This window comes from Streptomyces sp. NPDC059788, from assembly GCF_042732265.1.
In the GTDB taxonomy this organism is placed as follows: Bacteria; Actinomycetota; Actinomycetes; order Streptomycetales; family Streptomycetaceae; genus Streptomyces.
The window spans coordinates 128251-148770 of sequence record NZ_JBHWHY010000008.1; the positions used below are offsets into that span (position 1 = coordinate 128251).

Below are 20520 nucleotides of genomic sequence, written 5' to 3' on the forward strand. Positions count from 1 at the left end.
CCCCCTGACCGGCTACTCCGCGCTCTCCGCCGTCTTCTTCGCGGCGGCGGCCGTGGTCTTCTTCGCGGCGGTCGTCTTCTTGGCCGTCGTGGTCTTCTTGGCCGTCGTCGTCTTCTTGGCGGCCGTCTTCTTCGCCGGGGCCTTCTTCGCGGCGGTCTTCTTCGCCGTCGTCTTCTTGGCCGGGGCCTTCTTGGCGGTCTTCTTCTTCGCCGGGCCCTTGGCGCGCTTCTCCGCGAGCAGCTCGTAGCCGCGCTCCGGCGTGATCGTCTCGACGTCGTCGTCCCGCCGCAGCGTCGCGTTGGTCTCGCCGTCGGTCACGTACGGGCCGAAGCGGCCGTCCTTGACGACCACCGGGCGCTCGCTGACCGGGTCGGTGCCCAGCTCCTTCAGCGGCGGCTTGGCGGCGGCCCGGCCGCGCTGCTTGGGCTGCGCGTAGATGGCGAGGGCCTGCTCCAGGGTGATGTTGAAGATCTGGTCCTCGGTCTCCAGGGAGCGCGAGTCCGTGCCCTTCTTCAGGTACGGGCCGTAGCGGCCGTTCTGCGCGGTGATCTCGACGCCCTCGGGGTCCTTGCCGACGACCCGCGGCAGCGACATCAGCTTGAGCGCGTCGGCGAGGGTGACGGTGTCCAGGGACATCGACTTGAAGAGCGAGGCGGTGCGCGGCTTGACCGCGTTCTTGCCGGTCTTCGGGGTGCCCTCGGGCAGGATCTCGGTGACGTACGGGCCGTAGCGGCCGTCCTTGGCGACGATCTGGTTGCCGCTGTCCGGGTCCATGCCCAGCTCGAAGTCGCCGCTCGGCTTGGCGAGCAGCTCCTCCGCGTACTCGACGGTCAGCTCGTCGGGCGCCAGGTCCTCCGGCACGTCGGCGCGCTGGTGGCCCTCGGAGTCCTTCTCGCCGCGCTCCACGTACGGGCCGTAGCGGCCGACGCGCAGCACGATGCCGCTGCCGACGGGGAAGGAGGACACCTCGCGGGCGTCGATCGCGCCCAGGTCCGTGACCAGCTCCTTCAGGCCGCCGAGATGGTCGCCGTCGCCGTTGCCCGCCTCGGAGGCGGCGCCGGCCTGCTCGCCCTCGCCGAAGTAGAAGCGGCGCAGCCACGGCACGGACTGGGCCTCGCCGCGGGCGATGCGGTCGAGGTCGTCCTCCATCTTGGCGGTGAAGTCGTAGTCGACGAGCCGGCCGAAGTGCTTCTCCAGGAGGTTGACCACGGCGAAGCTCAGGAAGGACGGCACCAGGGCGGTGCCCTTTTTGAAGACGTAGCCGCGGTCCAGGATCGTGCCGATGATCGACGCGTAGGTCGACGGGCGGCCGATCTCCCGCTCCTCCAGCTCCTTGACCAGCGTCGCTTCGGTGTAGCGGGCCGGGGGCTTGGTGGCGTGACCGTCGGCGGTGATCTCCCGCGCGCTCAGCGGGTCGCCCTCGGCGACCTGCGGCAGCCGCCGCTCGCGGTCGTCCAGCTCGGCGTTCGGGTCGTCGGCGCCTTCCACGTACGCCTTGAGGAAGCCGTGGAAGGTGATGGTCTTGCCGGAGGCGCTGAACTCGGCGTCCCGGCCGTCGGCCGCCCGGCCGCCGATCTTGACGGTGACGGAGTTGCCGGTGGCGTCCTTCATCTGGGAGGCGACGGTGCGCTTCCAGATCAGCTCGTACAGCCGGAACTGGTCACCGGTCAGACCGGTCTCCGCCGGAGTGCGGAAACGATCACCCGAAGGCCGGATGGCCTCGTGCGCCTCCTGCGCGTTCTTGACCTTGCCCGCGTACGAGCGGGGCTTGTCCGGCAGGTAGGCGGCGCCGTACAGCTGGGTCACCTGGGCGCGGGCCGCGGAGATCGCGGTGTCCGAGAGCGTCGTGGAGTCCGTACGCATATAGGTGATGAAGCCGTTCTCGTACAGCTTCTGCGCCACCTGCATGGTGGACTTCGCGCCGAAGCCCAGCTTGCGGCTGGCCTCCTGCTGCAGCGTGGTCGTACGGAACGGGGCGTACGGGGAGCGGCGGTACGGCTTGGACTCGACCGACCGGACGGCGAAGTCGGTGTTCTCCAGGGCGGCGGCCAGCGCGCGGGCGTTGGCCTCGTCCAGGTGCAGGACATCGCTGTTCTTCAGCTGCCCGTTGGCGCCGAAGTCGCGGCCCTGGGCGATACGGCGGCCGTCGACCGAGGACAGGCGCGCTGCCAGGGTGGACGGGTCGCTGACGTCACCGGCGCGGCCCGTGGAGAACGTGCCGGTCAGGTCCCAGTACTCGGCGGAGCGGAAGGCGATGCGCTCGCGCTCCCGCTCGACGACGAGGCGGGTGGCCACCGACTGCACACGGCCGGCCGACAGGCGCGGCATGACCTTCTTCCACAGGACCGGCGAGACCTCGTAGCCGTAGAGGCGGTCGAGGATGCGGCGGGTCTCCTGGGCGTCGACCAGCTTCTGGTTCAGCTCGCGCGGGTTGGCGACGGCGGCGCGGATCGCGTCCTTGGTGATCTCGTGGAAGACCATCCGGTGGACCGGGACCTTGGGCTTGAGGATCTCCTGGAGGTGCCAGGCGATGGCCTCGCCCTCGCGGTCCTCATCGGTGGCGAGGAAGAGTTCGTCGGACTCGGCCAGCAGCTCCTTGAGCTTCTTGACCTGGTCCTTCTTGTCGCTGTTGACGACGTAGATCGGCTGGAAGTCGGCGTCGACGTTCACGCCGAGGCGGGCCCAGGGCTCGCCCTTGTACTTCGCCGGGACCTCCGCCGCACCGTTCGGGAGGTCACGGATGTGCCCGACGCTGGCCTCGACCACGTAGCCGGGGCCGAGGTAGCCCTTGATCGTCTTCGCCTTGGCAGGCGACTCGACGATGACGAGTCGGCGGCCGCCGCCTTGTGCGGTCTCGCTGGTCGGGGACAACTTCGCTCTTCTCTCCGGTCGACGCTGGGGGTAACCCCCGGGCCGGAGCTCTGGGGGACACTGCGGTGACGCTTGACGCTGCGGAGTGTGACGGTACATCCCGCCCTCGTGTCAAACGGAAAAACCCCGCAACGCCACTCGAACGGTAACCCGACTACATGCCTTCACGCCGCCCGGACCGCACACGGGCCTCCGCCGGGTCCGGCGCTGGCAGGATGGACGGCGACCGTATCCGCTCTCAGGACGCACCGTCCGTTCTCGTCACGCACATCCGGGGGTTCCTGCGGCGATGTCGAATATGTACCCGGGACCGATGCGCGAAGTGGCCGGTGCGGGCCCCTGCGGGTCGGGGGCAATCGCCCGAGCAGGGCATGTTTGTCCTGGATCAGGGCAACTACGCCAGGTCGCCGGGCCCGCGCGCCTCGCCGCGGCCGGCCGCCGCCTCCGCGGGCGCCCCCATGAGCGCCTGGTGAGCGCCCCATGAGCGGCGAGCACCCCATGGGCGCCCCCTCCCCCGCCGCCATACGGAACGCCACGCTCCGGCGCGCCGCGGTCGCCGTCGGTGTCGGGGCCCTCGGGGCGGTCTATCTGTGGCACACCAATCCCCACGAACCGGGGCATCTGCTGATTCCGTGCCCGTTCCGCTGGGCGACCGGGCTGCTGTGCCCGGCCTGCGGCGGGACACGGATGGCGTACGACCTGATGCACGGCGACCTGGTGGCGGCCTTCCACGACAACGCCGTACTGCTGGTCCTGGGCGTGCCGGCCGCCGCGTACATGATCGGCCGGTGGCTGTACGCGGGGCTGCGCGGGCGCCGGTTCCGGGCCCGCCTCGGGGCGCGCGGCAACGCCGTCGTCCTCGGGATCGCCGCACTCTGGATGCTCGTGCGCAATCTCACGGGATGAAAACGGGCTGAAACCGGCCACCGGGCGCGCCGCGGGGGAAACGGCGCGCCCGGTGGGCCATATGTGGTGGTGATGCTGTACCGGTGGTGGCGCCGTGCCGGTGTCGTCCTTCCACCGGTGACGCTCCGGTGCCGGTAGTCCCGGGGCGCCGGTGACGCTCTGGTGCCGTTGGCGCCCGGGTGCCGTTGATGTTCTACGGACCGCTTCAGCGCACCGTGACCGTGATCACCGGCGAGACGGCGCCGCCGCCGGCGACGCGCAGCTGGTTGACGCCCTTGATGCCGAGCTTGACGCGCAGCGAGTAGCCGCCGGTCTTGTTGACGCCGACGCTCGCGGGCAGCGAGACCCACTTGGCGCCCTGCTTCTGCTGGACGGTGACCTTGGTGCCGGCCTTGATGCCCGTGGAGGTGCCGGAGATACGGAACTCCTTCCAGACACCCACCGTGCCGGTGCTCGCCTTGGCGGTGAGCGTCGCCTTCTGCGGCGCCTTGGCGGCGACGGCGTGGGCGGCCGGGGCCGCGGGAGCGGCGGAGGCGGCCGCCGCGGTCCCGGCGACGAGCGCGGCGCTGAGAACACCTGCGGCGGCGAGGCGGTATGCACGGTTCATGACGTGTTCCTCCCTGTTGGGCCGGTTGATGGCCTTCACTCAGGAACACGGGCAGCTGGCCGTTCCGGTTGCTTCACGGGCGAGTGGTTTTTCCGGTGTGACGGAAGTGAACGCGGCGTCGGATAAATGCAGTTGAGCGCGCAACGAACGAGGTGGGGGTTGGGCATCGAGGCGCTCTTGGCGAAGACGTTCCGGGGCGGCTGCGCGTTCCTTGAAAAGGCAATCCGGGAGGGGTGGGCGCGGCCGGTCGTGGGCAGGCCACGGTCGGAGGCGGCGCACCCGCAGGCTCTGCGGCGCCCCCCGCGGGCCCTACAGCCGTTACAGGAGCAGCCAGCACCCTGTCGCCAGGAAGGCCAAGCCGAAGAGCAGCGCCAGCGCCGTACCGGTCGAGCGGCTCACGCCGTCGGCGACCGGCTCCCCGGTCCGTGCACACACGCCCGTCCACACCAGCAGACCGGCGCCGAACAGCGCGAAGGTCACTCCGGCGAACGCCTCGGGACCACTCTCCATGCGCGCAGGGTGGCACGCCCGGACGGCTCGACGGGGAACCGCGGGTGAACACCGCCCGTACGGCCTGCGGAGGCCTCGCCTGTGCGTCCGTTCGCCCGCTCGCCGTTCACCCGTCTACGGAGCTCTCCGGCTACGGCCTTCGCACCACCCCCGCCCCGCTCGTCTCAGCCCTTGCCGACCGGCTCCAGGAAGCCCTGCTCGACCAGCGTCCGGATCGCCTCCGGCGTGCGGTCGCGCAGCAACACCGGGTCCTCGCCGACCAGTTGCGCGATCGCGTCGAGGATGCGCCCGGCGGGCAGCGATCCGTCGCAGACCCCGGCGAAGCCCGCGCCGACCGTGTCCACCTTCGTCGCGCGCCGCATTCCGCGGTTCTGCCGCAGCACCACGTGCTCCGGGTCCTCCGCGCCGGGCAGCCCGACCTGTTCCTGCACGACCTCGTCGGCGAGGCGGAAGTGCCCGGCCAGCAGCGCCGCGTCGTCCGTCGCGCGCAGATAGTCCTGGCGCTCGAAGTGGCCGACGACCGCGGTGCCGAGCGGCTGTTCGACCGGGTGGGGCCACTCCTCGATCGTGATCGACGGGTCCTCGGCGCCGGACTTGCGCAGCGTGATCCACCCGAAGCCGACGGCCTTGGTCTTACGGGCCTCGAACTCCTCCAGCCAGGCTTCGTAGCGCGCCGCGTACTCCTCGGGGCCCGTACGGTGGTCGCCGGCGTCCCGCAGCCACAGCTCGGCGTACTGCGTGACGTCCTGGACCTCGCGCTGCACGATCCACGCGTCGCAGCCGCGCGGCACCCAGGAGCGCAGCCGGTCGCGCCAGTCCTCGCCCTCGACGTGCTGCCAGTTGGCCAGGAGCTGGCAGTACCCGCCGTCGTTCAGATGGGCGGCCGCCTGCTGGACGAGGGTGCGGCACAGGTCGTCGCCGCCCATGCCGCCGTCCCGGTAGGTCAGCCGGGCGCCCGGCGAGATCACGAAAGGCGGGTTGGACACGATCAGGTCGTACGTCTCCCCGCCCACCGGCTCGAACAGCGAGCCCTCGCGCAGGTCCGCGGCGGGCGCGCCGGACAGCGCCAGCGTCAGGCCGGCGATCCGCAGGGCGCGCGGGTTCAGGTCCGTGGCCGTGACGTCGGTCGCGTACGCGGAGGCGTGCAGCGCCTGGATGCCGGAGCCGGTGCCGAGGTCGAGGACCTTGGCGACGGGGGTGCGGACCGTGATGCCGGCGAGCGTCGTCGACGCGCCGCCGACGCCCAGCACCAGCTGCGCGCGGTCCACGCCCGCGGCCTCCTCGGCGGCCCGGATGCCGCCCGCGCCGCCGACCGCGCACCCCAGGTCGGAGACGATCCACCAGTCCTGGCCCTCGGGGCCGCCGTACGGGCGCACGTCCACGCTCGCCCGGACCTCGTCGCCGTCGCGCACCAGCCAGCCGTCGGTGAGGCAGTCGGCCACCGGCAGCGCGGCGTCGGCGCGGCCGTACGACACCGGGCGCTGCAACAGGAACAGCCGCGCCAGGGTGGCCAGCGGGCCGTCGCCCCGGGTCGCGCGGAGCGCCGGGACGGTCTCGCTGCGGGCCAGCGCAGCGTAGGCGGGCGCGCCGAGCAGCTCCAGCAGGCCGTCGGCGGTGAACGCGGCGGCGCGCAGCGCGTCGCGCAGCCGGGCCGTGCGGGCGGCGGAATCGGGGTCTCGAAGGTCTGCGGTGGGGAGGTGCGTACTCACGCTCCCATTGTCAGGCCAACCACTGACAAACGGCCACGCCCCCGCACCGACGGCCCGCACGGGCGCGGCGCCGGGGTGTGGGGGCGGGCCGTGGGGACGGGCCGGTGGGGGCGCGTGGCGGGGTCGCCGGACGGGGGCGGGCGCGCGGGAGGCCGGGCGTCAGGAGGCCGGGGATGCGGGGTTGCACCGGCCCCGGCCCGACGGCAAGGCCCCGTGCGCCGCGGACGGCGTCCGGCGGCAGGCCGGACACCGCCCACATGGCAGCCGACGGCAGCCGGGCACCGCCCGCGCGGCACCTGACGGCATGTCGGGCACCACCCGTGATGCGCCTGACGGCGTGTCGGGCACCATCCGCACCACGACTGACGGCGTGTCGGTGCCCCCAAGCCCTGCCCTGACTGCCTGCCGGACCCGCCCACGCCTCACCTGACGGCGTGTCGCCCGCCCGCCGCTACTTCTTCGGCTGGGCCGACCCGCCGCCCTCGGTGGCCTTCTGGTTCTGGCAGCCGGACTGCCCGGCCATCGCCTTGCCGACGTCGCCGGACTCCAGCTTCTTGAACGCCTGCTCGCTCTTCTTGTTGAGCTTGTTGATGCCGTCGGACAGCGTCCGCAGGCCGTCGGCGAACTTGCCCTTGTCGCCGGTGTCCAGGCCGTCGACCTGCTTCTTGAGGTCGGCGTAGCCCTTGGACAGGTCGTTGAGTTCCTTGACCGCGTTCTTCTGGGAATCCTCGCCGCCGTCGGCGGGCGGCGCGCCCGCCTGGTCCAGCGACTTGGCCAGCGACGCGTAGGCGCCGGAGATCTGTTCGAAGGCCTTGGAGTCGGCCTGCTGGACCTTCTTGGAGTCGGTGCCGCCGCTGTCGGCCGTCTGCATGGACGTGTTGGCGTCCTGGATCTTCTTGAACTGGGCCTGGGCGGGGTCGCAGAACTTCTTGGCCCAGTCGTCGAGCTTTTTGTTGCCGTCGTCGCTGCAGCCGGTCAGCGCGAGCATCAGTGCCGCGCCGCCGGACAGCGCGGCCACAAGCGTCTTCTTCACCGGATCGGTCCCTTCCATGGCTCTCGGCCCCGGAACATACACGTCCGAAGCCCTCCGGCCATGAGCCGGTCGGGCCGTACGACCCGCATTGCAGCCATTTGCACCAAGGCCTGCGAAGCCCCGTGCCGCGGCCGTGCGCACAGCAAGGCGGGCGGACGGCGCGCCCAAAGCACGCCCTCCGCCCGCCCGTTGAGCGGCCCGAACGCCCCGCCCGCTAGGAGACCACCGCCGGATCGGCGGTCTGCGCCACCTTCCCCGAGTTGTTGTCTTCGTCACCCACCGCGATGCCGCGGCGCTTGGAGACGTACACCGCGCCGACGATGACCGCGATGGCCAGCACCGCGACCACGATCCGTACGCCGATGCTCTTGTCCGCGCCGTAGCTGAACTTCACGACGGCCGGCGCGATCAGCAGCGCCACCAGGTTCATGACCTTCAGCAGCGGGTTGATCGCGGGGCCCGCGGTGTCCTTGAACGGGTCGCCGACCGTGTCGCCGATGACGGTCGCGGCGTGCGCCTCGCTGCCCTTGCCGCCGTGGTGGCCGTCCTCGACCAGCTTCTTCGCGTTGTCCCAGGCACCGCCGGAGTTCGCGAGGAAGACCGCCATCAGGGTGCCGGTGCCGATCGCGCCGGCGAGGAACGAGCCGAGCGCGCCGACGCCGAGCGAGAAGCCGACGGCGATCGGCGTGAGCACCGCCAGCAGGCCGGGCGTGGCCAGCTCGCGCAGCGCGTCCTTGGTGCAGATGTCCACGACACGCCCGTACTCGGGCTGCTCGGTGTAGTCCATGATCCCGGGCTTCTCGCGGAACTGCCGTCGCACCTCGAAGACGACCGCGCCGGCCGACCGGGACACCGCGTTGATCGCCAGCCCCGAGAAGAGGAAGACGACGGAGGCGCCCAGCACCAGGCCGACCAGGTTGTTCGGCTGCGAGATGTCCAGGCTCAGGCCCATGCCCCGGGCGGCGTCGCCGACGTCCCGTACGGCCGTGGCGATCGCGTCGCGGTACGAGCCGAACAGCGCCGCCGCGGCCAGCACCGCCGTGGCGATGGCGATGCCCTTGGTGATGGCCTTGGTGGTGTTGCCGACGGCGTCGAGGTCGGTGAGGACCTGCGCGCCGTCCCCGGTGACGTCACCGGACATCTCGGCGATGCCCTGCGCGTTGTCGGAGACCGGGCCGAAGGTGTCCATCGCGACGATGACGCCGACGGTGGTCAGCAGGCCGGTGCCGGCCAGCGCCACCGCGAACAGCGCCAGCATGATGGACGTGCCCCCCAGCAGGAACGCGCCGTACACGGACAGGCCGATCAGCACCGCGGAGTACACCGCGGACTCCAGGCCGATCGAGATCCCGGAGAGCACCACCGTCGCCGGGCCGGTCAGCGAGGTCTTGCCGATGTCCCGTACGGGCCGCCGGCTGGTCTCGGTGAAGTAGCCGGTGAGCTGCTGGATGAGCGCCGCCAGCACGATGCCGATGGCGACCGCGACCAGCGCCAGCATCCGCGGGTCGCCGCTGCGGGCGAGGATCGCGGGGTCCGTGACGCCGGACAGGTCCGCGTAGGAGGACGGCAGGTACGTGAAGACGGCGACCGCCACCAGCACCAGCGAGATGGCCGCGGAGATGAAGAAGCCGCGGTTGATGGCGGTCATGCCGCTGCGGTCGGCGCGCCGGGGCGCCACGACGAAGATGCCGATCATCGCCGTGACCACACCGATGGCCGGGACCAGCAGCGGGAAGGCCAGGCCCGAGTCGCCGAAGGCGGCCATGCCCAGGATGAGGGCGGCGACCAGCGTCACGGCGTACGACTCGAAGAGGTCGGCGGCCATGCCCGCGCAGTCGCCGACGTTGTCGCCCACGTTGTCCGCGATGGTCGCGGCGTTGCGCGGGTCGTCCTCGGGGATGCCCTGCTCGACCTTGCCGACGAGGTCGGCGCCGACGTCCGCGGCCTTGGTGAAGATGCCGCCGCCGACACGCATGAACATCGCGATCAGCGCGGCGCCGAGGCCGAAGCCCTCCAGGACCTTGGGGGCGTCGACCGCGTAGACGAGCACCACACAGGACGCGCCCAGCAGGCCGAGCCCCACGGTGAACATGCCGACGACGCCACCCGTACGGAAAGCGATCTTCATGGCCCGGTGCGAGACGGCGGTGAGATCCTTTTTCGCCTCGCCCTCGCCCGGTGTGGCTTCCCGGGCCGCGGCGGCGACGCGCACATTGCTGCGCACCGCCAGCCACATCCCGATATAGCCGGTGGCGGCCGAGAAACCGGCGCCGATCAAGAAGAAGACGCTGCGCCCGGCGCGCTGCGTCCAGTTGTCCGCGGGGAGCAGCATGAGCAGGAAGAACACCACCACGGCGAAAACGCCGAGCGTGCGCAACTGCCGGGCGAGATAGGCATTCGCGCCTTCCTGCACGGCGGCCGCGATCTTCTTCATGCTGTCGGTGCCCTCACCGGCGGCGAGCACTTGCCGCACCAGCACCGCCGCGACGGCCAGTGCCGCGAGCGCCACGACGGCGATCACCAGCACCATGCCGCGGTTGCCCGACGTCAGCGATGGCTCGGCCAGGTAAGAGGGGTGTTCCAGCAACTGAGGGGTGTAAGGCCCCGCCATTCGTCCTCCTTGACGTTTGGCACATGGGCGCGCGGAAGCACGCTCAGGCGTACTGAGCAAAGGTGTGGACGGATTGTAGGTAGCGGCACCAGATCAAAACAGTGCGCCTCAAAGGGAATTCGCCGGTGGCGGCCGAGATCGTTCGAAGAACGGACGGAGATCGGACAGGGATCAGGCGAAGAAGCGGCGAAGATCGAAAATAGCGCGACCGAAGACGGGTCGCCGCAATTCGCCTGGACGAATGAATGCGAATAATTCGCTGACAACTGAATGATGATCTCAGGGTCCTACCTAACGCCGCTGCTCACGGGGGTCGCGGAACGGTGCCGGACAGTCCGGGGCGGGCCGCTGCCGGGCCGGCGGGCGCCGGGCGGCGCGGAGCCCCGTACGGACGCGCCGATGCGCCCGGACGTCCCGCGGGGTGCCGGGGGCGGTGCGAACGGGCGCGGACGGCGGTACGGGGGCCGGCGGGCGCCGGACGGCTCTGGGCCCTGCGCACCGCCATGGAAGTACGCACTCCGGTAGGGGCCACGCGGCCCCTGGGCGACGGCGGACCGTACGCCCGGTACGGCCGGGTGGGGAGGCGCGGGGGCGCGCAGGGCGGGGCCGGTGGGCCCGGGGAGCCCTCTGGGTACGAGCGTGCGGATGTGGCCTGAAGAGAGGGGTGGGGATGGCCGGCCCCCGAGTGGCCGGTTGGGGTGCCCTCGGCCAGGGCAGGGCGCACGAAAGAGTAGGGCCGCGTACGGCTGAATGGGGGCACGCAGGGGCGTGGGCGTGCGAGGGAGGGGGCGGGGGCGGTTTCTTGCCGGGGGCGGCCGCGTGCCGGGGCTGCCCGCGTGCCTGAGCGGCCGCGTACCGGGCCGGCCGTGTACCGAGTCCGCCCGCGTGCCGGGGTCGGTCTCGTACCGGGATCAGCCTCGTACCGGGACCGGGCCTCGCACTGGGTCCGGCCGCCTGCCGGGGCCGGGGATGTGACGCGCTATGGGGTGCACGCTGCGCGTGCCGCACCGTTCCGTGCCCGTACGTACTTGCGTACTACGGTCGGCTCTCGCCGCCGCCCCGCTCCATGGGCAGCCCTTCGAGAACGTCGGCCCCTACGGAAGCACCGGCGCCGTCGCCGTCGGCCAGCTCATGCGGATGACGCCGCCGCTCTCGCCGGAGGTCACCTCGACGTCGTCGACGAGCCCGCTGATGACCGCGAGCCCCATCTCGTCGTCGCTCTCCGACCCGTCGCCGTTGTCGGAGGCGGGGCCGCCGGGCAGCGGTTCACCGTCGATGCCGCGGACGCCGGGCACCGCCCCGGCACCCGCCGGGCTGCCCGGCACCTCGTCGCCCACCTCGATGGAGAACTTCTTCTCGTCCTCCACCAGGGCGACACGTACCGGCGCCGCGATGTTGTTGGTGCGGTGCAGCCCCACCGCACGGGTGCACGCCTCGCCGACGGCGAGCCGAACCTCGTCCAGCACGGCCTCGTCCACGCCGGCGCGCCTCGCCACGGCGGCCGCGACCAGCCGCGCGGTGCGGACGTGCTCGGGAAGGGCGCTGAAGCGGAGTTCGACGGTGGCCATGCCATCCCCCTCGGTATGCGGGCGTGCAACGCAGGGGGCCGGACCGCCAAGCCCGGTTCCCCCCACTGCTTCCAACCCCCGCGCCTCGGCGCGGGGACCGGCAGGCCGTCAGTCGGTGGCTGCGACGGCTTCGTCGACCGAGGTGTGAATCGGGAACACCTTGGTCAGTCCGGTGATACGGAAGATCTTCAAAATACGCTCCTGGTTGCAGACCAGGCGCAGCGAGCCCTCGTGGGCACGCACCCGCTTGAGCCCGCCAACCAGCACGCCGAGCCCCGTGGAGTCCAGGAAGTCGACACGCTCCATGTCCACCACGAGGTGGTAGCTTCCGTCGTTCACAAGCTCGACCAGCTGCTCCCGCAGCTTGGGCGCGGTGTATACATCAATCTCGCCACCGACCTCGACGACCGTACGGTCGCCAACGGTCCGGGTCGACAGGGACAGGTCCACGGATCCTCCAGCACCTTGCTATCGAGCGGTCGCCCCCCATGGATCGGCAGCCGCGATGGCATTCAATCACTTACCAGCAGGCGTGCACGACGCCTTGTGCGCATTGTCCGTCACACCGGTGACACACTCGGTGCCGATGGCCTCCAATCAGCTGCCCCCGGACGGGGGCACCAGCCCCTCCCCGCGCACGGTCCTGGACCGTCTCACCCAGGGGGCGTCCCGCGCTACGCGCATCACTCATACGGAGCACTTGCCCCCGCGCATCGGCAGCCATGCGGAATGGCCCGCACGGATCCGTCCGGAGGTTGCGGAGGCCGTCCGCGCCGCCGGGATCGAGCGCCCGTGGACCCATCAGGCCCGTACGGCCGAACACGCCCTGCGGGGCGAGTCGGTCGTCATCGCCACCGGCACGGCCTCCGGAAAGTCCCTCGCCTACCTGGTCCCGGTGCTGTCCGGGCTGCTGGACGGCTCGGAGGCCCCGAACGGGCGCGGCGCCACGGCCCTGTACCTCGCGCCCACCAAGGCGCTCGCGGCCGACCAGCGGCGCGCCGTGGGCGAACTCGCCGCGCCGCTCGGTACCGCGGTACGGCCCGCCGTGTACGACGGCGACACGCCGGTCGAGGAACGCGAATGGGTGCGCCAGTACGGCAACTACGTGCTCACCAACCCCGACATGCTGCACCTGGGCATCCTCCCGGCCCACCCCCGCTGGTCCTCCTTCCTGCGCGCCCTGCGCTACGTCGTCATCGACGAGTGCCACACCTACCGCGGCGTCTTCGGCTCCCACGTGTCGCAGGTCATACGCCGCCTCCGGCGCGTCTGCGCCCGGTACGGCTCCGAACCGGTCTTCCTGCTGGCCTCGGCCACCGCCGCCGACCCGGCGCGGGCCGCCGAGCGCCTGACCGGGCTGCCCGTGGCCGAAGTCACGGAGGACGCCTCGCCGCGTGGTGAGGTGGTCTTCGCCCTGTGGGAGCCACCGCTGACGGAGCTGCACGGCGAGCAGGGCGCCCCCGTACGCCGTACCGCCACCGCCGAGACCGCCGACCTGCTGACCGACCTCGCCCTCCAGGACGTACGCACCGTCGCCTTCGTACGGTCCCGGCGCGGCGCCGAACTGATCGCCCTCATCGCGCAGGAGCGGCTGGGGGCCGTCGACCGGTCGCTGGTCCACCGGGTGGCCGCGTACCGGGGCGGCTATCTGCCCGAGGAGCGGCGCGCCCTGGAGCGTGCCCTGCACACCGGCGACCTGCTCGGGCTGGCCGCCACCACGGCCCTGGAGCTGGGCGTGGACGTCTCCGGCCTGGACGCGGTCCTGATCGCCGGCTACCCGGGCACCCGCGCCTCCCTGTGGCAGCAGGCCGGGCGCGCGGGGCGCGCCGGGCAGGGGGCGCTCGCGGTGCTCGTCGCCCGCGACGACCCGCTGGACACCTATCTCGTCCACCACCCCGAGGCGCTCTTCGACCAGCCTGTCGAGTCCACGGTCCTGGACCCGGACAATCCGTACGTCCTCGCCCCGCACCTGTGCGCGGCAGCCGCGGAACTTCCGCTCACCGAAGCCGATTTCCCGCTCTTCGGTCCGGCGGCCCCGGGGCTCCTGCCGTCCCTGGAGGCCCGCAAGCTGCTGCGCCGCCGCGCCAGGGCGTGGCACTGGACCCGCCGCGAACGGGCCGCCGACCTCGCCGACATCCGCGGGCGGGGCGGCTCGCCCGTACAGGTCGTGGAGACGGGCACCGGCCGCCTGCTGGGCACGGTGGACGCCGCCGCCGCGCACACCACCGTCCACGACGGCGCCGTACACCTCCACCAGGGCCGTACCTACCTGGTCGAGCACCTGGACCTGGAGGACGGCGTGGCCCTCGTCGCGGAGGCGAACCCGCCGTATTCGACGACCGCGCGCGACACGACCGCCATCGCCATCCTGGAGACCGAGACGGAGATCCCCTGGGGCGACTCGCGGCTGTGCTTCGGCTCGGTGGAGGTGACCAACCAGGTCGTCTCCTACTTGCGCCGGCGCCTCATCACGGGCGAGGTGCTGGGCGAGACCAAGCTCGATCTGCCGCCCCGTACGCTGCGGACCCGGGCCGTGTGGTGGACGGTCACCGAGGACCAGCTCGACGCGGCCCGCGTCAACCCGGAGCAGCTCGGCGGTGCCCTGCACGCCGCCGAGCACGCCTCGATCGGGCTGCTGCCGCTGTTCGCCACCTGCGACCGCTGGGACATCGGCGGCGTGTCCCTCCCGCTGCATCCCGACACCCTCCTTCCCACCGTCTTCGTCTACGACGGCCACCCGGGCGGCGCGGGCTTCGCCGAACGCGCCTTCCACACCGCCCCCGCGTGGCTCGCCGCCACCCGCAAGGCCATCGCCTCCTGCGAGTGCGAGGCCGGCTGCCCGTCCTGCATCCAGTCCCCCAAGTGCGGCAACGGCAACGACCCGCTGCACAAGCGAGGCGCCGTACGGCTCCTTACCGAGCTCCTCAAGCACGCTCCGCGACCGGCTTCCTGAGGTCGTGCAGAATCGTCACTGTGACCGTCTTCCTCTGCGCCAAGTGCGGCAGCGCGCTCACGCCGGACCTGCGGCGGCTGCCCGCCGTCCCGGACGTGTCGGCGCACGACAAGGACCGCGACAGGCGGACCGGGCTGGCCGCCTCCACCGTGCCGTCGGGCCACTACGCCGTCGATCCCGAGCCGTGGGGCGCTCCCTTCGAGCCCGCCGGGCCGGGGCGCGGGCGCGTGCCGGACGACCGTGATCTCCTCATGCCTCCCGGCATGGACGGCATGGTCTCCGCCGGCCCCCGGAACACGGTGATCGTCCACCCCGACGACACAGCCGGCCTCCGCGAGACCACCGGCCTCGGCGTGCACCGTGGCTGCTGCGGCCCGTTGGGTACGGGCGGCAGCAACATGGCGTGCGGCACCTGCGGGACACTCGTCGCCACCCTCGCCGCCGACTGCATGGGCCCGCACGAGCTGCACCTCGATCCGCTGCGCGTGTACGCCTACGAGGAGGGCGTGTACGCCTACGAGGAGGGCGTGTACGCCTACGAGGAGGGCGTGTACGCCTACGAGGAGGGCGTGTAGGCCTACGAGGGGGTCGTGTAGGCCTACGAGGGGGTTTCGTCGTGAACGGGCAGGCTTCGGCCAGTGCTGACGCTGCGTCAGCTAGTGACTCGTGAGACGCGTTCGCCGCTCCCCTCTCCCCCGCAGCCGCGTCACCTCCTCCCGCTCAGCTCGCCCTGCTCGCACAGGTCGTCGCCCAGCTCGCCCAGCCTCATCCGGCTCTCTTCGGCCTCCGCTCGGCTCTCTTCGGCCTCCGCTCGGCTTCCTTCGGCCTCCGCCCGGCCTCCTTCCTCCTCACCACCCTCCCTCCTCGAAGATCATCAAGGTGCCGTGACTCCCCGCGCGGACCGCGTGGGTCACACCAGCCGGGACCAGGTACATTTCGCCCTGCCGCACCGACACGGCAACACCGCCCACCGCCAGTTCCAATCTGCCGTCGAGCACGAACAGCGCCTCGACCGCCCCGTGGGCCTCCTCCTCCCCCGCCAACTCGTCCATGCGCAGCACCTTCACGCAGGCAGCGCCCACCCGCCCCAGGGAACGGGAGCTCCAAGCCGCCAGCAGACCAGCCGCCGTTGCCCGTACGTCGATCAGACTCATGGCACGCCTCCCGGCGGACCCCTCCGGTCTTGCCCGAAGGAACCCGCACATCGCGATCAGTGGATGTCGGGACGCTATCCGAGCTGGGACGTCGGCTGGTCGACCGTTCGGCAAAACCTCCCGGGCGGGTGCGTCGGTGTCGGTCACCGGGCCGTGCCGCCCGGTTCGGGTATCGGCTCGACGCTCCGGCCCTCCTCCGCCGACGGGCCCGCGCGGGCGCGGATGTCCGAGGCGAACGGGCCGGTACGGGCACGAGCCGTGACGTCGGCGATGTCGCCCCGTACGGCGCAGCGCACCAACTGCGCGTCCTGGGCGGCCGCCACCCGTCGGGCGGACCCGCAGGCGGCCGTCGCGCCCCGGAGCGCGTGGTCCGCCGCCGCCAGTGCCGCCAAGTCAGCCGCGCCTCCCGCCCGGTGGCGCGCCACGACCACCTGGGCCATGGCGATCACCACCGCGAACACCGTGCAGAGCGCCATCGCCGCGAACACCGCCCACACCGTGGCCGAGCCCTCATCGCCGCCCCACCGTTTCCTCCGCAAGAGCCGTCGCCTCCCCTCGGAGAGTCAGCGTCAGCGGGCCGAGGCCGGGTGACGGCGCCTCGACCCGTACGCGCATCAGGTCGCCCTCCCTCGTCAGCGCCACCCGCGCGCCGCGGGGCGCGGCGCCGCGTGCCACGGCGTCGACGGCCGCCGACGGCTCCGACCGGGCCGCCGCGCGGGCCCCGGCCCGGGCCGCGTCCACGCACTGGATCTGCGCGCAGGCGGCCATCAGGCCCCACAAGAGCAGCCCGGTGAACAGGACCAGCGCCGGAATCACCAGGGCCGCTTCCGCCGTCACGTACCCCCGGTCGCGGTCGTCGTCAGACATGGACGCCGAGGGCCTTCCCGATCAGCGAGCGCACCGCCGCCTCCATCGCGTCGCCCGACATCACCTTGTAGAGCATCGCCGCGGCCGCGCACGCCGCCAGCGTCCCCAGCGCGTACTCCGCCGTGGTCATGCCCCGGTCGCCCGGCGCCCGGTCCGCGACCCGGCCTGTGCCCCGACCCCTACCCCGGTCCGCTGCGGGCCCGCCGCGGAGCGCCCCGGCCCGCTGCCGGATCGCCACCGTCTTCACCCTGGCCCTGTGCTTCGCCCCGGCCCCGCACTTCGCCCCGGCCCGCCAGACCGCGCCGCATCGCCTCAACCACCGTCGTACGAACATCACTTCCCCCTCATACCTCACAGGTGTTGGTGTGGATCTTGAGTCAGTTGCGTGACGCCAGAAGCCCCTCCGCCAGTCCGATCAGGACCGGTACGACGCCGAGCGCCAGGAAGGCGGGGAGGAAGCACGCCGCCAGCGGGAGCGTGACCAACACCCCTGCCCGGCGGGCCCGTTCCGCCGACGAGCGCTGCGCCTGCGCACGCAGCTCCTCCGCGATCCGGGACACGCCCTCCACGGCCGGGACCCCCGATATGCCCGCCCGCTCCAGGCAGCGGGCCAGCCCCCGAGCGCCCGGGAGCGAGCCGAATCGCGTCCATGACGCCGCCGGGTCACCACCCAGGCGGAGTTCGGCGGCCACGCGCCGCAGGCGTTCGCCGACCGTTCCGCCGAGCGAGCGTCCGACCGCTTCGGCGGACTCCCGCGGGCCGGCCCCCGCCGCCAGACAAGCGGCCAGCAGGTCCGCGGCCGGTGCCAGCGCCGCACGCAGCTCGTGCTCGGCCGCCTGCCGCGCCGCCCGGGTTCTCGCGCGGCGCTGCCACCGACCGGCGCCGTACGCCACGGCGAGTCCCAGTACGCCCCCGGTCACCCCGCCGACGAGAATGGCCACGCACACCGCCACCACGGCGGCCCCCGACCGTTCCCGGACCAACCCGGCCCATCGTTGCCCCCGCCCCCGTCGCCCCGCCCGTTTCCGCCTCTCCTCCCGCTTCGAACCCGGAGCCGACACCGGCCCCGGCGCCAGTGCCGGTCCCGGTGTCGTTGCCGGTGTCCGTGCCGATGCCGGTGTCAGCGCCGATGCCGAGCACTGGCGTGCGCCGTCAGGCCCCGAGTGTCCGGTCCCGTCCGCCAGGACCGCCCGTGCCCGCCGCCGCGCGGTCCGTACGCCGCGGGCTTCCCGGACGGCGGCCATCGCGCACAGCCCGGTGGCCAGAACCAAGAAAACAATCCCCAGGGTGTGGATAACTTCTCGTGCGGCAACCTGGGCGGCATCAACGGACATAACGGCCTCCCTCCCTGACGTCTCCCTCGGCAACGTCCCCTGCCGCTACGTCCCCTTCCGCTACGTCCCCTTTCACTGCGCCCCCTTTCGCGACCTCTCCCTCCGCGGCTGCGATGATGCGAGCCGTCCACGCGACGCCGCCCCACTCCAGCAGGCCGCCGACCAGCAGGCACGCCCATCCGGCGGGGGTGTGCAGCAACACCCGGAGCGGGTCGGCGCCGAGGGCGCTGCCTATCGCGAGCCCTCCGGCCGGAAGCAGCGCGAGCATCACGGCCGTCGCCCGCGGGCCCGCCAACTCCGCCCGCAGATCGTTCCGTTGATCTCGCCGGGCTCGAAGGCCGGTCGCGATCCGTTCCAGCCCGGCGGCCAGACCGGCTCCGCCGTCGACGGCGGCCTGCCAGCACGCCGCCACACCGGCCAGCCCCTCCGCCCCCGGCAGCCGCGCCGCCGCCCGCAGGGCCGGTGGCACCTCCCCGCCGAACCGGGCCGCCGCCACCACTGCCGCGCCCGCCTCGCCGAAGCCCGGGGCTCCGGCCGCCACGAGCGCCTGGCCGGGCTGCCGACCCGCCCGCAGCTCACCCGCCACCGCCTCGCAGAGCTCGATCACGGCCGCGCCCCGGCGCTCCCGCTCCCGTACCCGCTCACGGGCCCGGAGCCATCGCCGCACCAGGAACAGCGCCACCACGGCGGCCACCACGGGCACCACCGATCCACCCATCACACCGAGGGCGATGCCGCCCGGCAGACACCACAGCTCTTGCGGGAAGCGCGCATCCCCACCCCCTTTGCCCCTTCTGCTGCCGCCGCTGCCTCGGCCGGCCCGGCACACAGCCCGGTACACGGTCCAAGCGGCCCACGTGGCCCAATGGGCCGCCTGTTGCGGCATCCGCCGAAGGCGCAGCTCTCCGGCTTCACCGTCCGGCCGGGCAGGCTCCCGCCCCCGGTCCCGAATCTCCGGCCCCGCCTGCTCGCCCTCCACGAACAACAGCCGCGCCCGGCGCGCGTTGCCGCCCCGCCCGCCGGAGAGCCACACCGCAGCCCCCGCGCACAGCACTGCCGCGCACACCGGCACCGTCGCCACCGCTGTCGCGCCGACGTCACTCATCCCGCGCCCTCCCCCGCTCGCACAGCCCCATCAACCGCGGCCACCCGGCTGCCTCTTGGAAGCCGTCCGGCGCCCACACCGCGGCCGGTACGGTCACCACGAAGCCGTGCCGATCCCGCTCCAGCACGTCCACCTGCGTCAGTCGCCGCCGCCCGCTCCGGTCCCGCACGAGATGCAGCACCACCGACAGCGCGGCCGCCAACTGGCTGTGCAGCGCCGCCCGGTCGAGCCCCGCCGTCGAACCGAGAGCCTCCAGCCGCGCCGGAACGTCGCACGCGGCGTTCGCATGGACGGTCCCGCAGCCGCCCTCATGCCCCGTGTTGAGCGCCGCCAGCAGGTCCGTGACCTCGGCGCCGCGCACCTCCCCGACCACCAGCCGGTCCGGTCGCATCCGCAGCGCCTGCCGCACCAGATCCCGCAGGGTGACGCGGCCGACACCCTCCTGATTCGCGGGCCGGGCCTCCAGCCGAACGACATGGGGGTGATCCGGTCTCAGCTCGGCGGAGTCCTCGGCCAGTACGAGCCGTTCGGCCGGGCCGACCAGGCCCAGCAGCGAGCTGAGCAAGGTCGTCTTCCCGGAACCCGTACCACCACTGATCAGGAAGGACAGCCGGGCGTCCAGCACGGCCCGCAGCAGGCGGTCGCCGTCCGGTGGCACCGTCCCCGCCGCGACCAGCTCCGCCAGGGCGAAGGCCCGGGGGCGCAGGACGCGCAGCGACAGGCAGGTGCCCGCGACCGCCACCGGGGGCAGTACGGCGTGCAAGCGCGTCCCGTCCGGCAGTCGGGCATCCACCCAGGGCCGGGCGTCGTCCAGCCGCCGCCCGGCCACCGATGCCAGCCGCTGGGCGAGCCGGCGCACCGCGGCCTCGTCGGCGAACCGTACGGCCGTGCGCTCCAGGCCGCCGCCACGGTCCACCCACACCTCGTCCGGTGCGGTGACCAGGACGTCGGTCACCTCCGGCTCGGCGATGAGCGGTTCGAGGGGGCCGCTGCCGACCAGCTCCGACCGCAGGGCGGACACGACGCCCAGCACCTCCGCGTCACCGAGCAGGCGGCCCTCGGCGCGCAGCGCCATCGCCACCCCGGCGGGCGTCGGTTCCGCGCCCGTACGCGCCAGCCGCCCGCGCACCGCCTCCAGCAGCCCGTCCCCGATGCCCGTACCGCTGCCCCACACAGCCTGCCCGCCACCCGGACGCGGTCCCTGCCCCAACGAGCCCCCAACCTCAGCCCCAGCCCCAGAACCGGACCCAAGCCCAGCCCCAGGCCCGCCCCAGGGCCCGACCCCAACCCCA

General features: G+C 72.8%; 18 protein-coding genes. 3 read left to right on the forward strand and 15 right to left on the reverse strand.

What is annotated here, in order from left to right:
* Window positions 1-12: 12 nt before the first annotated feature.
* Window positions 13-2871, reverse strand: coding sequence for a type I DNA topoisomerase (topA, locus tag ACFV57_RS09680; RefSeq protein ID WP_385227876.1), 2859 nt, complete (start codon window positions 2869-2871; stop codon window positions 13-15).
* Window positions 2872-3351: 480 nt separating this feature from the next.
* On the opposite strand from topA, the gene ACFV57_RS09685 reads away from it, so the two are divergent.
* Window positions 3352-3777, forward strand: a complete 426-nt coding sequence (locus tag ACFV57_RS09685) for a DUF2752 domain-containing protein (RefSeq protein ID WP_385227879.1) — start codon at window positions 3352-3354, stop codon at window positions 3775-3777.
* 205 nt (window positions 3778-3982) lie between these two features.
* Here ACFV57_RS09685 and ACFV57_RS09690 read toward each other — a convergent pair whose 3' ends face one another.
* From ACFV57_RS09690 to bldG, 7 genes are all read right to left on the reverse strand, one after another.
* Window positions 3983-4384, reverse strand: coding sequence for a hypothetical protein (locus ACFV57_RS09690; RefSeq protein ID WP_385227882.1), 402 nt, complete (start codon window positions 4382-4384; stop codon window positions 3983-3985).
* A gap of 318 nt (window positions 4385-4702) precedes the next feature.
* Complete coding sequence (locus ACFV57_RS09695) at window positions 4703-4894, reverse strand: hypothetical protein (protein WP_385227885.1); 192 nt, start codon at window positions 4892-4894, stop codon at window positions 4703-4705.
* A gap of 164 nt (window positions 4895-5058) precedes the next feature.
* The gene (locus ACFV57_RS09700) at window positions 5059-6603 is read right to left on the reverse strand and encodes a methyltransferase (protein WP_385227888.1); all 1545 of its coding nucleotides are present in this window, start codon (window positions 6601-6603) and stop codon (window positions 5059-5061) included.
* A gap of 451 nt (window positions 6604-7054) precedes the next feature.
* Window positions 7055-7636 carry a small secreted protein gene (locus tag ACFV57_RS09705; protein WP_385227891.1) on the reverse strand — a complete coding sequence of 194 codons (582 nt, stop codon included), beginning with the start codon at window positions 7634-7636 and terminating at the stop codon, window positions 7055-7057.
* Between the two features lie 214 nt (window positions 7637-7850).
* On the reverse strand, window positions 7851-10247 hold the full coding sequence (locus tag ACFV57_RS09710) for a sodium-translocating pyrophosphatase (protein WP_385227894.1): 2397 nt from the start codon (window positions 10245-10247) through the stop codon (window positions 7851-7853).
* 1094 nt (window positions 10248-11341) lie between these two features.
* A complete protein-coding gene (locus ACFV57_RS09715) occupies window positions 11342-11815 on the reverse strand; it encodes an ATP-binding protein (RefSeq protein ID WP_385227897.1) in 474 nt (157 codons plus the stop codon).
* A 108-nt stretch (window positions 11816-11923) separates the two neighbouring features.
* Entirely contained in the window at window positions 11924-12265 is a 342-nt protein-coding gene (bldG, locus tag ACFV57_RS09720) for an anti-sigma factor antagonist BldG (protein WP_004571875.1), read from the reverse strand.
* 55 nt (window positions 12266-12320) lie between these two features.
* Between bldG and ACFV57_RS09725 the strand changes: the two genes are divergently transcribed.
* Both ACFV57_RS09725 and ACFV57_RS09730 read left to right on the forward strand, forming a co-directional pair.
* Entirely contained in the window at window positions 12321-14768 is a 2448-nt protein-coding gene (locus ACFV57_RS09725; RefSeq protein ID WP_385227900.1) for a DEAD/DEAH box helicase, read from the forward strand.
* Window positions 14769-14788: 20 nt separating this feature from the next.
* The gene (locus ACFV57_RS09730) at window positions 14789-15343 is read left to right on the forward strand and encodes a hypothetical protein (protein ID WP_385227902.1); all 555 of its coding nucleotides are present in this window, start codon (window positions 14789-14791) and stop codon (window positions 15341-15343) included.
* Between the two features lie 273 nt (window positions 15344-15616).
* On the opposite strand, the gene ACFV57_RS09735 is transcribed toward ACFV57_RS09730, so the two are convergent.
* From ACFV57_RS09735 to ACFV57_RS09765, 7 genes are all read right to left on the reverse strand, one after another.
* Window positions 15617-15922, reverse strand: a complete 306-nt coding sequence (locus ACFV57_RS09735; RefSeq protein ID WP_385227905.1) for a cupin domain-containing protein — start codon at window positions 15920-15922, stop codon at window positions 15617-15619.
* Between the two features lie 143 nt (window positions 15923-16065).
* Window positions 16066-16461: an Rv3654c family TadE-like protein gene (locus tag ACFV57_RS09740; protein WP_385227908.1), complete on the reverse strand. Its 396-nt coding sequence runs from the start codon at window positions 16459-16461 to the stop codon at window positions 16066-16068.
* Window positions 16433-16789 carry a TadE family type IV pilus minor pilin gene (locus tag ACFV57_RS09745; protein WP_385227911.1) on the reverse strand — a complete coding sequence of 119 codons (357 nt, stop codon included), beginning with the start codon at window positions 16787-16789 and terminating at the stop codon, window positions 16433-16435. The genes ACFV57_RS09740 and ACFV57_RS09745 overlap by 29 nt, the downstream gene beginning before the upstream one ends.
* Window positions 16782-17123 carry a DUF4244 domain-containing protein gene (locus tag ACFV57_RS09750; RefSeq protein WP_385227914.1) on the reverse strand — a complete coding sequence of 114 codons (342 nt, stop codon included), beginning with the start codon at window positions 17121-17123 and terminating at the stop codon, window positions 16782-16784. The genes ACFV57_RS09745 and ACFV57_RS09750 overlap by 8 nt, the downstream gene beginning before the upstream one ends.
* Before the next feature lie 43 nt (window positions 17124-17166).
* Window positions 17167-17730: a type II secretion system F family protein gene (locus ACFV57_RS09755; RefSeq protein WP_385227917.1), complete on the reverse strand. Its 564-nt coding sequence runs from the start codon at window positions 17728-17730 to the stop codon at window positions 17167-17169.
* Between the two features lie 382 nt (window positions 17731-18112).
* Entirely contained in the window at window positions 18113-19228 is a 1116-nt protein-coding gene (locus ACFV57_RS09760) for a type II secretion system F family protein (RefSeq protein WP_385227920.1), read from the reverse strand.
* A complete protein-coding gene (locus ACFV57_RS09765; RefSeq protein ID WP_385228060.1) occupies window positions 19221-20381 on the reverse strand; it encodes a TadA family conjugal transfer-associated ATPase in 1161 nt (386 codons plus the stop codon). Before ACFV57_RS09765 ends, ACFV57_RS09760 begins: the two co-directional genes overlap by 8 nt.
* Window positions 20382-20520 lie beyond the last annotated feature (139 nt).